The sequence below is a fragment of the Zestomonas insulae genome (genome assembly GCF_016901015.1).
Lineage (GTDB): Bacteria > Pseudomonadota > Gammaproteobacteria > Pseudomonadales > Pseudomonadaceae > Aquipseudomonas > Aquipseudomonas insulae.
Genome location: NZ_JAFEUP010000003.1, coordinates 91,762 through 103,900, shown reverse-complemented (window position 1 = coordinate 103,900; position 12,139 = coordinate 91,762). Strand labels below are relative to the sequence as shown.

The window sequence follows — 12,139 nt, the reverse complement described above, 5'->3', positions numbered from 1 at the left end:
TTGTCTGGGGGGACCGGCCATGCGCCCGCTGACTATCGACCTCGACGCCCTGAGCAGGGCGCTCGACAGCCCGGACCAGCTGCACTACCTCGACCTGCTGAGCGGCCGTATCGAACCGTTCGACGAGGCGCTGGAGCTGCAACTGCTGGAAGAGCCCGATCGCTACCTGGCGATCGAGCCCTGGGAGCCGGAAATCGGCTACCGGCTGATGCAGGAATTCACCCAGCAGGTCATCCACCCGCTCGCCTACCCGCAACTGCAGCAGGCCCTCACCGGCCGCCGTGCGGCGCGCGCCTTCCGCCATGTGCTGGGCAGCTTCCCGCAGCTCGGCGCCGAATGGCAGAGCTTCGAACGCGAACGCCACCGCGAGCTGGCCGAGGACTGGTTGGAAGAGCAGTACCTGCGTGCCGCGGCAGAGCCCAGCTTGCGCAAGCCGCCCGCCGCCCCGGTCTGGTAGGCGCGGCGTAGCGCTTACAGCACCTGCTTGAGGAACGCCTGGGCGCGCGGGTCCTGCGGCTGGGTGAAGAACTGCGCCGGCGGCGCGTCCTCGAGCAGCTTGCCGTGGTCGAAGAACAGCACGCGGTCGGCCACCTCGCGGGCGAAGCCCATCTCGTGGGTGACGCAGACCATGGTCATGCCTTCCAGGGCCAGCTGCTTCATGACGTCGAGCACTTCGCCGACCATTTCCGGGTCGAGCGCCGAGGTCGGTTCGTCGAACAGCATGACCTTGGGCTCCATGCACAGCGCGCGGGCGATCGCCACGCGCTGCTGCTGACCGCCGGACAGCCGCGACGGGTACTCGTCGGCCTTCTGCGCGATGCCGACCTTGGCCAGCAGCGCACGCGCCTTGGCCTCGCGCTCGGCCTTGCCGCGCTTGCGCACGACCTTCTGCGCGAGGCAGAGGTTCTCCAGCACGGTCATGTGCGGGAACAGGTTGAAATGCTGGAACACCATGCCGACTTCGCGGCGGTAGGCGTTGACGTCGGTCTTCGGGTTGGCGAGGTCGAGGCCGTCGATGCTCACCGAGCCGGAGTCGAGCTGCTCGAGGCCGTTGAGGCAGCGCAGGAAGGTCGACTTGCCGGAGCCGGACGGGCCGATCACCACCAGCACCTCGCCGCGCGCCACCTTGGTGGAGACGTTGTCCACCGCGCGCACTTCATGGCCGCGGGCGTCGAAGACTTTTACCAGGTCACGGACTTCAATCACTTTGCGCGAGCCTCCGCTCCAGTCGGTTGGCGATCTGCGACAACGGCAGGTTGATCAACAGGTACAGCGCGGCGACGCAGAACCAGATCTCGAAGGTCGAGAACGAGGTGGTAATCGCCTCGCGGCCGCTCTTGGTCAGCTCGGTAATGGCAATCACCGAGACCAGCGAGGTGTCCTTGACCAGGCTGATGAACTGCCCGGCCAGCGGCGGCAGCACGCGTTTGAAGGCCTGCGGCAGGATCACGTGGCGCATGGTCTGCGGCGCGGTCAGGCCGAGCGAGCGGGCTGCCTCGTCCTGGCCCTTGGCGATCGACTGCACGCCGGCGCGGACGATCTCGGCGACGTAGGCCCCGGTGAACAGCGCCAGCGCGGCGACCCCGGCGAACTCGCGGGACAGGTTGAGCACCGTGCCGATGAAGAAGTAGAAGATGAAGATCTGCACCAGCAGCGGCGTGCCGCGCACCAGCTCGACGTAGACGGTCGACAGGTCGCGCAGCGTGGGGTTCTTCGACAGCCGGCAGAGCCCGGTGGCCAGGCCGATCAGCAGGCCGAACGCACCGGACACCACGGAGATCCACAGCGTGGTCCACAGGCCCCAGAGCAGCGGGCCGGCGGCCCAGTGGCGGGTCACGCCGAGCTCGTCGCCTTCGCTGACCAGGTCGCCCTCGCCGACCCGCAGGCTGTCCCGCGCGACCAGCGACTGGCTCTCGTCGCCGGCGTCGCTTTCCAGGGTCACCCGGGCGTTGTCACCCTCGGCGGCGATTGCCTTGACGGTACCGTTGTCGACGGCGTGCTGGGCCACTTCGGCCTGGTAGGCGAAGTACTGCGGCACACGATTCCAGCGCCACTCGTAGGAGATCAGCGAAGTCGAGAACCACAGGGCATAGGCCAGCGCGATGAGGATCAGGCCAGTCAGCAGATGCCAGGGCCACTGGGCCTTCTTGGGTTTAGCCACGGGTCGGTTTCCCTAAATGCGAACGCGCAGGGGGGCCTGCGCGTTGGGGTGTTGCGAGAGCCGCGTGCGGCTTACTCCATGTCTTTCAGCCACTCGGTCTTCTTGAACCACTTGGCATGAATGCGATCGTAGGTGCCGTCGTTGCGGATCTGGGTCAGGAAGTTGTTGATCCAGTTGACCGCGTCGTAGTCACCCTTCTTCAGGCCGAAGGCCAGCGGCTCGTAGGTGAACGGCTCGTCGAGGTAGACCAACTTGCCGGCGCCGAATTTGCTCACCGCCACCACGTTGTACGGTGCGTCATAGATGAACGCGTCGGCCTTGTTGTTGACCACGTCCATCACTGCTTCCGGCTCGTTGTCGAAGCCGTGATACTGGGCCTTGCTGATGCGCTTCTTGGCGACCATCTCGCCGGTGGTGCCGATCTTCGAGGTGATGCGGTACTTGGCGTCGTTGAGGTCCTTGTAGGACTTGATGGTGCCTTCCAGTTCCTTGCGGATCAGCAGGGTCTGGCCGACCACGATGAACGGATCGCTGAAGTTCAGGCGCAGGTTGCGCTCCTGGGTCAGGGTCATGCCCGAGCCGATCATGTCGAACTTGTTGGTCAGCAGCGCCGGGATGATGCCGTCGTAACCGGTGGACACCAGCTCCAGCTTGACGCCCATGGCCTTGGCCATTTCCTTGAGGATGTCGACTTCGAAACCGATGATCTCACCACGCTTGTTGGTCATCTCGAACGGCATGTAGGTTGGGTCCATGCCGACGCGCAGGGTGCCGGCCTTGACCGCGTCATCGATCATCCCGGCGTGGGCCAGGCCGCTCAGCGCGCAGGCGGAGAGCAGCAGGGTGGCGAGAAACTTCTTCATTGCGAATCCTCGATTGGCAGATTGGGTCGTGCTGTCCACGCCCACCGGAAAAATAAGGGGCGCATGCTAACCGCCATCAGCAAAGATGGCGAGTGGCGAGAAAGCAAGCACTGCGCCAGCAGACGACCTGCGGGTCAGACCTCGAGGAGGAAGGTCACCGGGCCGTCGTTGACCAACGCCACCTGCATGTCGGCGCCGAAGCGCCCGGTGGCGACCTGACGGTGTTGGGCGCGGGCCAGCGCGACCAGCGCGTCGAACAGTGCCTCGCCCTGGGCCGGCGGTGCCGCGGTGGAGAAGCTCGGGCGCAGGCCGCTCTTGGTGTCGGCGGCGAGGGTGAACTGCGAGACCAGCAGCAGGCCGCCGTCGATGTCCTTCAGCGAGCGATTCATCTTGCCCTCGGCATCGCTGAACACCCGGTAGTTGAGTAGCTTGTGGAGCATTTTCGCGACCCGCGCCGGGTCGTCCTGCGGCTCAACGCCGACCAGCGCCAGCAGGCCCTGGTCGATCGCGCCGACGCATTCGCCGGCGACGTCCACCCGCGCGCTGCGCACGCGCTGAATCAGTGCCTTCATGCCTCTTCCGGGGGCAGGTCGAGCAGGTTGCGGGCGATCTGATTGCTGGCGCGCACCAGCGCGTCGGTGATGCCCAGCTCGGAGGCCGCATGGCCGGCGTCGCGGATGATCTGCAGCTCGCTGTTCGGCCAGGCCTGGTGCAGCGCCCAGGCGTTGTCCAGCGGGCAGACCACGTCGTAGCGACCGTGCACGATGATGCCCGGAAGGTGGGCGATCTTCGGCATGTCGCGAATCAGCTGGTCCGGCTCGAGGAACGAGTCGTTGATGAAGTAGTGGCATTCGATGCGCGCGATCGACAGCGCGCGCTGCGGCTCGCTGAACCGGTCGACCACCAGTGGGTTGGGCCGCAGCGTGGCGGTGCGCCCTTCCCAGGTCGACCAGGCCTTGGCTGCGTGCATCTGGGCAATCTGATCCGGCCCGGTGAGGCGCTTGTAGAAGGCGCTGACCAGGTCGCCGCGCTCGTCGGCGGGAATCGGCGCCAGGTAGTCCTGCCAGTAGTCGGGGAACAGGCGGCTGGCGCCCTCCTGGTAGAACCACTGAATCTCCTGCGGCCGGCACAGGAAGATGCCGCGCAGGATCAGCGCATGCACGCGCTCGGGGTGGCTCTGTGCGTAGGCCAGCGACAGGGTCGAGCCCCAGGAACCGCCGAACAGCACCCACTTGTCGATAGCGAGGTGCTTGCGGATGACCTCCAGGTCGGCGACCAGGTGCCAGGTGGTATTGTTTTCCAGACTTGCGTGCGGCGTGGAGCGCCCGCAACCGCGCTGGTCGAAGGTAATGATGCGGTACAGGGTCGGGTCGAAGTAGCGGCGGCTGGCGGCATCGCAACCAGCACCCGGGCCGCCGTGGATGAACACCACCGGCAGGCCATCCGGCGAGCCGCTTTCGTCCACGTAGAGGACGTGCGGCGCCTCTACCGCCAGCTCGTGACGGGCGTAAGGCTTAATCTCCGGAAACAAAGTCAGCATAGTGCGCTCCAGCCTGTTCTCGTAGGGTGCCGTCAGGAGAGTCCCGCGACCCACAGATCCTGTCGGGCATCATAACCATGAAAAAGGAGTTCAGCATGCGGCGACCGCTATTTGCCCCGTTCTGCCTGATGCTCATCGCGCTGCTCGGCGGCTGCGGCCGCGACGATCCGCAGGAGGCGCTCGACGCGGCGGTGCAGGAGCTGCAGGACAACCTCGAGGACAAGCGCACCAGTGCCGTGCTGGAGCAGCTGCACGCCGACTTCCGCGCCCAGGACGACCTCGACCGCGAGTGGGCCAAGCGCACCATGACCCTGCTGTTCCTGCAGCATCAGAACGTCAAGGTGATCGCCCTCAGCCAGCGCAACCAGCTCGACCCGATCTACCCGAGCAAGGCCGCGACCGAGGCCGAGGTGGCGCTGACCGGCGCCGAGCGGCTGATCCCGGACAGCGCCCGGCACTACAGCGTACGTCTGGAGTGGTGGCTGGAGGACAACGAATGGAAGCTCGCGCGCCTGCAATGGCGCTGAGCCGCCAGGCTGCTCAGCGCTTGGCGCCGATCTTCGCGTCGGGGGTGCGCCAGATCAGCTTAGTGGTGTCGTAACCCCGCTGGCGGGCTTCCTGCAGCAGCTTGTCGCGGGTCGCCTGGGTCACCTCGGCGCTGCGTGACAGCAACCACAGGTAGTCGTGGTCCGGCGTGCCGACCAGCGCGGTGCGGTAGTCATGATCGAGGTACAGCACCCAGTAGTCGCCCTTGCTCAACGCCGGCGCCAGCTCGGAGAACCAGTTGTCGAAGCGCACCCACAGCTTGCTGGTCTGGCCCTTGATCTGCGGTTCGGCACGGCCGCTGGCTTCCTGCCACTGCCCCTCGGCGGTGCGGCAGCGGTTGAGCACGCCGACGCTGCCATCTTCCTGCAGGCGGTAATGCGCCTCGGACTGCGCGCAGTCGCGCTGGAAGTACATCGGCAGGCGCGCCAGTTCGTACCAGGTGCCCTGGTAGCGCTGCAGGTCGACTTTCTCGACGGTTTCCGGCGGCACCCGCCCGGTGCCCGAATTGGCACAGCCAGCCAGGACCAAGGCAGCACAGAGGCCAAGCAAGATACGCATACAACACTCCCGACGACTTATTTCAGACCCTTGCCCGAGAACAACAACACCTTGTCCCCGGCGTACTGCACGCTGATGTAGGTCTGCTGATCCCCCCAGGTACAGCTGGTGAAGCCCGCCGCGCCGGAGCATTCGCTGGGATCGCCGAGCAGGGTTTCCACTTCGGCCTTGGGCATGCCGGTCTTGAGCTGCGAGAAATTCTTCTGGTTGACCTTGCTGCATGCGGCCAGTGCCACACAGCAGGCCAGCAGGGCGATGCGACGCCATGACATGGGAAACACTCCTTAGAGGGGAACGACAGACTGAGCATAGTCAGCGGCCCTTCCTTGGAGTCAGAAACCGGAGCCGGGTTCCTGCAGGTAGGCCAATTCCTCGGCCGACGAGGTGCGCGCGAGGATCGCATTGCGGTGCGGGAAGCGGCCGAAGCGCGCGATCACCTGGCGGTGGCGCTCGGCGTAGTCGAGGTAATCGGCGAACAACGCCTGCTCGTCCGGCGCGGCGCCGGCCAGCAGCGACTCGAAGCGGGCCACGGCGTGGTCCTGCGCGGGCAGCTGTTCGGTGTGCTCGAAGACCAGGTAGGCGAACACCCGGCGGATCGGCGCCAGCTGGCGCTCGAAGCCGGCGGCCAGGCCCTCGGCGAGCAGCGCCTGGGCGCGGGCGTCGCCAGCGAAGGCTTGCGGGGTGTCGCGGTGGATCATGCGCGGCAGCTGGTCGAGCAACAGCAGCAGTGCCAGCCAGCCGTCCGCGTTCTGCGCCCAGTCCGCCAGGCCGCCGGCCAGGGCCTGCTCGACCTGCCCACCGAAGCGCTGCCGCGCCTCGGCGTCCTGGCTGTCACGCTTGCCGAACCACAACCCGCTGCGCTGGCTGGCCACCGCAGTGGCCGAGGTGGCGCCGGGCGCCCCTGCACCGGGCGTCCCGAACCACCACTCGAGCAGAGGCTGCCAGGCGGGCATGGGCGGCTTACTCCTGGTGGTAGCGAGTGGCGCGCTCGACTTCTTCCTTGGAACCGAGGAACACCGCGACGCGCTGGTGCAGCGACTCCGGCTGGATGTCGAGGATGCGCTGGTGACCGTTGGTGGCGGCGCCGCCAGCCTGCTCGATGATGAACGACATCGGGTTGGCTTCGTACATCAGGCGCAGCTTGCCCGGCTTCTCCGGCTCGCGGGCGTCGCGCGGGTACATGAACAGGCCGCCGCGGGTGAGGATGCGGTGCACGTCGGCGACCATCGAGGCGATCCAGCGCATGTTGTAGTTCTTGCCCAGCGGGCCTTCCTTGCCGGCCAGCAGCTCGTCGACGTAGCGCTGCACCGGGGCTTCCCAGTGGCGCTGGTTGGACATGTTGATGGCGAACTCGGCGGTGGTTTCCGGCACGCGGATGTCGTCATGGGTGAGCACGAAGCTGCCCAGCTCGCGGTCCAGGGTGAAGCCCTTGACGCCGTCACCGAGGGTCAGCAGCAGCATGGTCTGCGGGCCGTAGATCGCGTAACCGGCGGCCACCTGCTTGGTCCCCGGCTGGAGGAAGGCTTCCTCGCCGAGCGCGTCGTTCTGGCTGAAGCTTTCGTTCGGGCAGCGCAGCACCGAGAAGATGGTGCCGACCGAGACGTTGACGTCGATGTTGCTGGAGCCGTCCAGCGGGTCGAACACCAGCAGGTAGGCGCCTTTCGGGTACTTGCCGGGAATCTGGTAGGCGTTGTCCATCTCTTCCGAGGCCATGCCGGCCAGGTGGCCACCCCACTCGTTGGCTTCCAGGAGGATCTCGTTGGACAGCACGTCGAGCTTCTTCTGCACTTCGCCCTGCACGTTCTCGGTGCCCATGCTGCCGAGCACGCCGCCCAGTGCGCCCTTGGATACCGCGTGGCTGATCTCCTTGCACGCGCGCGCCACCACCTCGATGAGGAAGCGCAGATCGGCCGGAGTGTTGTTGCTGCGGGTCTGCTCGATCAGATAGCGGCTGAGGGTAACGCGGGACATGGATGGCTCCAGAGAGATGGAAAATCGCGCGCAGTTTAGCGCGAGTCGACGGGCATTGCTCGGCCTCAGACCCGTCAGAGGGGCCGGTGGTTCAGCGTTCCGTCGGCTGCAGCATGCAAACCTGATTGCGCCCGCGGTGCTTGGCTTCGTACAGCGCGGCGTCGGCGACCTGCAGCAGGCCGTCCAGCGCCGCGCCCTGGGCTGGCCAGTGCGACAGGCCGGCGGAGAGGGTCACCACCAGGTTGCCGACCCGGGTGGCCATCGGCACCTGGGCCAGCTGCTGGCAGATCTGCGCGAGGCGCCGGTAGGCCTCCTCGGCTTCGGCACCGGGCAGCACCAGCAGGAATTCTTCGCCGCCGATGCGGAACACCGCGTCCGAGCCGCGCAGGCTGTCGGTCAGGCGCCGGCTCAATTCGCGCAGCACGTCGTCACCGGTGAGGTGGCCGTGCTCGTCGTTGAGCAGCTTGAAGTGGTCGAGGTCGACCAGCGCCAGGGCGATCGGCTTGTCCTCGCGCAGGCAGCGCGCCTGCTCGCGGACGAAGTACTCGTCGAGATGGCGGCGGTTGTACAGGCCAGTAAGCGGGTCGCGCAGCGCCAGCTCCTGCAGCTGGCCGTGCAGGCTGGAGATGGTGCGCAGGCGCTCCTCGCTGAGCGCCAGCGCCTCACCCAGCTGCAGCTCGCTGAGATGGCGCTGGGTGACGTCGCGCAGGTACAGCATGCAGCCGAGGCTGAGCGGGCCGCTGCGGGTCTGCCGCTCGATGTTGCGCGCGCGCAGTTCGAAATGCCGCAGCGGCGCGGCCAGGGTCAGCAGCGGCTCGCGGTCGTCGCCCGCCGCGCCCTGGGCGAGCAGGCGCTGCAGCTCGCCGCCGAGCAGCGGCCAGTCGCGCAGCGCGCGGCCCTGCCAGTCGTCGCCGGCGCCGCTCAGCTGCAGCGCCGCGCGGTTGGCTTCGACCACCCTCCCCTGGGCATCCACCACCAGCACCGGGTCGGGCAGTTCCTCGAGCAGCAGGTGACGCGCCACCGGCACCAGATCGAACAGTCGCACGGCGGTGATCAGCAGGGTGAAGGCCACCAGGGTGAAGGCGAAGCTGAACGGTGTCGGGTCGAAGCCGAACAGCGACCAGCCGTAGAGCAGATGCCCTGCATTGGCCAGCCAGGGCACGCAGGTGACCAGCACGAAGGCCAGGTAATGGCGGCGATGCAGGCCCTGGCTGGCCAGCGCGCCGCGCAGCACCACGGCCAGGCTGAACAGCATGAACAGGTAGACGTAGATCGCCACGGCATTGAACAGCGGCCCGTGCTGGTAGATCACCGGCGCACCGGGCAGGTCGTTGAGCGGCGCAGTCAGCGGGCCGTAGAACAGCTGCCCGGGGTTGACGATGGCCAGCACGCAGGCGACCAACGGGCCGACGCCAAGCAGCAGATAAGCGGCCGGGCGCAGCGGGGTGCGGATGCTGTTGACGTACTGCCAGAGGAACACCGCCCACAGGCTCGGCACGGCGGCGATGCCCGGCCAGGCCATGCTGGCCCAGAACACCTTGCACGAGGCGCCTTGCACGCCCAGCTCGACACCCACCGCCAGCAGCCACCAGAGCATCGCTGCGTGCAGCACGACGAAGGTGCTGCGCCCGGAGAAGTACGGCTGACGGGCGACCCACAGGGCGACCAGCAACACGCCGGCGCTCACCGCGCCGATCAGAGCCAAGGGCAGGCTGAACAGCCAGCCGGACTGCACGCAGACGTTCAGCACGACACCCCTTCTCCTTTGCCAGCCGGGACTACACGAGGCACGCCGCAGTCCTTGCTGACCGGGTCGAATCCGGCAACGATACCCGAAGGCCATGGCTTTTGCCCCACCCGAAACGGCGGACGGTCGTTTCCTTTTGCGGTGCAGCCGCTATCATGCCGCGCCCGCAACCGCCTCAGGCGTGGAACAGATGAACAAATCGCTGATCATCGGCGCCGAGCTGGATCGCACCGAAACCTGGATCAAGTACGACAAGACCATGTGCAGCAGCTGCGTCTCCAGCTGCTGCACCATGCCGGTCGAAGTGCGCTTCAACGATCTGTTGCGCATCGGCCTGGTCGAGGAATTCGAGCGCAGCGAGCCGGCGAAGAACGTCGCCAAGCGGCTGATGAAAGATGGTGTGGTCGAGCGCTTCAACCAGAAGAGCGGGATTTACACCCTGGTGCGCATGGGCAACAACGACTGCCTGTACCTGGATCGCAAGACGCGCCTGTGCACCATCTACGACAAGCGCCCGGACACCTGCCGCAATCACCCGAAGATCGGCCCGCGCCCCGGCTACTGTGCCTTCAAGCCGAAGCGCGCCTGAGCCTTACCAGTCGAGTACCACACCGACGCTGACGCCGTGCAGGCTGGCGTCGCCGCTGTGCCGGTAGTCGTAGCCGAGCTGCAGCGCCAGCTCCGGCGCCAGGCGCTGGCGCAGACCGAAGGCCGCGTGGGTCAGATAACGCGCCGGCTCGGCACCGGCTAGCGTGAAGTCCACCCCGGCCACGCTGTTCAGCGTCATGCCCAGCTCGCTTTGCTCATCCTCGAAGTCCTTCTCGCGGGCAATCTCGCCGAACAACTCGGCGTCGGCGGCCAGCGCGAAGCGGCCCTGCAGGCCGATGCCCAGGCGCCGCGAATCGAGGCGCTGATCGTCGTAGCTGAGTGCGGTGGAGCTCGCGCCCTGCTCGCGGTAGCCATTGACCTCGACGCGCGACAGCTCGCCGCTGATGAACGGCGCCAGTCGCAGACGCTGCTCGGCCAGACCCAGTTCGACGCCGAGCCGGCCACCGGCGGCCAGCAGCCAGCCGTCGGTGTCGCCCCGTTCGGTGCGGGTGGTCTGGCCGAGGGCGAAGCGGCGCTTCAGGTCGTGGTAATCGAGGTGGCCGGCGTTGACCGCCAGGTCGCCCCACAGCAGGCCATCGTGATACTCGACGAAGGCGCCGGCCAGGTAGCTGCGCAGGCCATAGTCGGAGTCGCGCGCGCCGAGTTCGAGTTGCTGCTCCTGCAAATCGAGGGTGACGCCGACGCGCCACTGCTCGTTGAGCCGGTAGCTGCCGCCGAGCCCCAGCCCGGCGCCGTGGCCATCGCCCGGCGCGGCAGTATCCGCCGCATCGAAGTCGGCGCGCTGCGCACCACCGGCGACGAAGGCACGCCACTGGCCGGGCGCCTGCCAATTGCCCCAGTCGGCGAGCTGCTGCTGGCGCAGCCGCTCGCGGCCGCTGCGCAGCGCCGCATCGGCGGCCTGTGGCAACAGGCTGAGTTCCCAGGGCGCGGCGAGGATCGACAGGCCCTGGTCGGCGAGGATGCGCTGCATGGCGGCTGTCGGGTGGACCAGGTCGGCGTAGATCAGCTTGCTCGGATCGGGGGTGGCGCTCAGCGCGCCCCAGCGGGCGTTGTGGCAGCCGGTCGCGCCGGTGATGACCGCCGCGTAGAAGCAGGTCGCCTGCAGGTTCTGGCTGGCGTCGAAACCGAACGCGGCGGGATTGGCCAGCACCTCGCGGTACAGCAGCGGCACGTTGAGCGGGATCACCTCGGCGTCGAGGCTGGCCATCTGCCGGACCAGCTCGGCGTTGAACGCCTGCGCCAGGGCGAACTGCGCCGGGTTGACCAGCCCACCGGTGCTCGGACTGGCCACGTCGACCAGCAGCGGGGTCATGAAGTAACGCCCACCGGCCGCCTGCAGGGCGCGCAGCGAGTCGCCGAGGCGCACCGCCGCCGCCTGGGCGCTCGGCAGACTGATCACCAGGCCCTGGAGGAAGTCATTGCCGCCGCCGTTGACGTAGAACAGCGTGTCGGGATCGATCACCCGGCCGCCAAGCAGATAACCGTCGCGGCCGCGCAGCGGCACGCCGCCGGAGGTCACCACCGAGCCGCCGGCCTGAGTGATCGAGCGGTAGATCTGCGCGGTGGTGTAACCGCCGACCGCCCAGTTGTCGCCATCGGCGAGGCCCAGCGCGCGGCGCAGCGGGCTGGTCGAAGCCGTCTGCGGAGCGAAGCCGAGGCCGTCACCGATCAGCATCGGCGCGGTGCTGGCGAAGGCTTCGGCGGAGAAATAGCTGTAACCCGGGCCCTGCTGGGTGGTGAAACGGATCGGGTTGAGGCCGTTGGAGAACTGCCCGGCGTCGCTGAGGCTGTCGCCGAATACCACCATGCCGGTGTATGCCGCCGCGCTGGCCGCCGGCGCCGCCAATGCCAGGCAGCCGGCCGCCAGCAGAATCGCAAGTCGCTTCATGAGTCCGTGTCCCTTGTTGTTGTTGGTTTGGACGATCGGCGACGGACTCTAGCGAGCGCAGTACCCCACTGCACTATCGCTCGCGCAAATTACCTCCTAGGGCTGAAAGCCGCGTGGCGTCTCACTCTCCGCGGGTTTTGGGTATCGCTCCAAAGACGGAAGCGCGGTCTGCGGCGGCGCTTTGCGCGCGCACGAAGATGCCGGCCGCGACACAGCGCGCCCGGCGAAATAGCGGGAAGAGTGACGGAGGAAGACC

At 67.4% G+C, this 12,139-nt stretch carries 14 protein-coding genes; 3 read left to right on the top strand and 11 right to left on the bottom strand.

Going from position 1 to position 12,139, the window contains the following annotated elements:
* Positions 1-19: 19 nt before the first annotated feature.
* Positions 20-457 (top strand): UPF0158 family protein, encoded by a 438-nt coding sequence (locus tag JQX08_RS10375; RefSeq protein ID WP_205348305.1) that lies wholly within the window; start codon positions 20-22, stop codon positions 455-457.
* A gap of 14 nt (positions 458-471) precedes the next feature.
* Here JQX08_RS10375 and JQX08_RS10370 read toward each other — a convergent pair whose 3' ends face one another.
* The 5 genes from JQX08_RS10370 to pip all read right to left on the bottom strand — a co-directional run bounded on the left by JQX08_RS10370 (position 472) and on the right by pip (position 4,564).
* Positions 472-1,206 carry an ATP-binding cassette domain-containing protein gene (locus JQX08_RS10370; RefSeq protein WP_205348304.1) on the bottom strand — a complete coding sequence of 245 codons (735 nt, stop codon included), beginning with the start codon at positions 1,204-1,206 and terminating at the stop codon, positions 472-474.
* Complete coding sequence (locus JQX08_RS10365) at positions 1,199-2,161, bottom strand: ABC transporter permease subunit (protein ID WP_205348303.1); 963 nt, start codon at positions 2,159-2,161, stop codon at positions 1,199-1,201. Before JQX08_RS10365 ends, JQX08_RS10370 begins: the two co-directional genes overlap by 8 nt.
* Positions 2,162-2,232: 71 nt before the next feature.
* Positions 2,233-3,024 (bottom strand): transporter substrate-binding domain-containing protein, encoded by a 792-nt coding sequence (locus JQX08_RS10360; RefSeq protein WP_205348302.1) that lies wholly within the window; start codon positions 3,022-3,024, stop codon positions 2,233-2,235.
* Positions 3,025-3,158: 134 nt separating this feature from the next.
* Complete coding sequence (gene dtd, locus JQX08_RS10355) at positions 3,159-3,596, bottom strand: D-aminoacyl-tRNA deacylase (RefSeq protein ID WP_205348301.1); 438 nt, start codon at positions 3,594-3,596, stop codon at positions 3,159-3,161.
* Positions 3,593-4,564, bottom strand: a complete 972-nt coding sequence (gene pip / locus JQX08_RS10350) for a prolyl aminopeptidase (RefSeq protein ID WP_205348300.1) — start codon at positions 4,562-4,564, stop codon at positions 3,593-3,595. The genes dtd and pip overlap by 4 nt, the downstream gene beginning before the upstream one ends.
* A 95-nt stretch (positions 4,565-4,659) precedes the next feature.
* Here pip and JQX08_RS10345 point away from each other — a divergent pair, with 95 nt between their 5' ends.
* Positions 4,660-5,091, top strand: a complete 432-nt coding sequence (locus tag JQX08_RS10345) for a hypothetical protein (protein ID WP_205348299.1) — start codon at positions 4,660-4,662, stop codon at positions 5,089-5,091.
* A gap of 13 nt (positions 5,092-5,104) precedes the next feature.
* Here the strand turns inward: JQX08_RS10345 and JQX08_RS10340 are convergent, their stop codons facing one another.
* From JQX08_RS10340 to JQX08_RS10320, 5 genes are all read right to left on the bottom strand, one after another.
* On the bottom strand, positions 5,105-5,668 hold the full coding sequence (locus JQX08_RS10340) for a lipocalin family protein (protein ID WP_205348298.1): 564 nt from the start codon (positions 5,666-5,668) through the stop codon (positions 5,105-5,107).
* Positions 5,669-5,685: 17 nt separating this feature from the next.
* A complete protein-coding gene (locus JQX08_RS10335) occupies positions 5,686-5,940 on the bottom strand; it encodes a hypothetical protein (RefSeq protein WP_205348297.1) in 255 nt (84 codons plus the stop codon).
* 60 nt (positions 5,941-6,000) lie between these two features.
* Entirely contained in the window at positions 6,001-6,621 is a 621-nt protein-coding gene (locus JQX08_RS10330; protein WP_205348296.1) for a DUF924 family protein, read from the bottom strand.
* A gap of 7 nt (positions 6,622-6,628) precedes the next feature.
* The gene (locus JQX08_RS10325) at positions 6,629-7,639 is read right to left on the bottom strand and encodes a class 1 fructose-bisphosphatase (protein WP_205348295.1); all 1,011 of its coding nucleotides are present in this window, start codon (positions 7,637-7,639) and stop codon (positions 6,629-6,631) included.
* Between the two features lie 91 nt (positions 7,640-7,730).
* Complete coding sequence (locus tag JQX08_RS10320; RefSeq protein ID WP_205348918.1) at positions 7,731-9,386, bottom strand: histidine kinase N-terminal 7TM domain-containing diguanylate cyclase; 1,656 nt, start codon at positions 9,384-9,386, stop codon at positions 7,731-7,733.
* 190 nt (positions 9,387-9,576) lie between these two features.
* Between JQX08_RS10320 and JQX08_RS10315 the strand changes: the two genes are divergently transcribed.
* Positions 9,577-9,975 (top strand): YkgJ family cysteine cluster protein, encoded by a 399-nt coding sequence (locus tag JQX08_RS10315; RefSeq protein WP_205348294.1) that lies wholly within the window; start codon positions 9,577-9,579, stop codon positions 9,973-9,975.
* 3 nt (positions 9,976-9,978) lie between these two features.
* Here the strand turns inward: JQX08_RS10315 and JQX08_RS10310 are convergent, their stop codons facing one another.
* Positions 9,979-11,883 (bottom strand): autotransporter domain-containing SGNH/GDSL hydrolase family protein, encoded by a 1,905-nt coding sequence (locus JQX08_RS10310; RefSeq protein ID WP_205348293.1) that lies wholly within the window; start codon positions 11,881-11,883, stop codon positions 9,979-9,981.
* Positions 11,884-12,139: the final 256 nt, after the last annotated feature.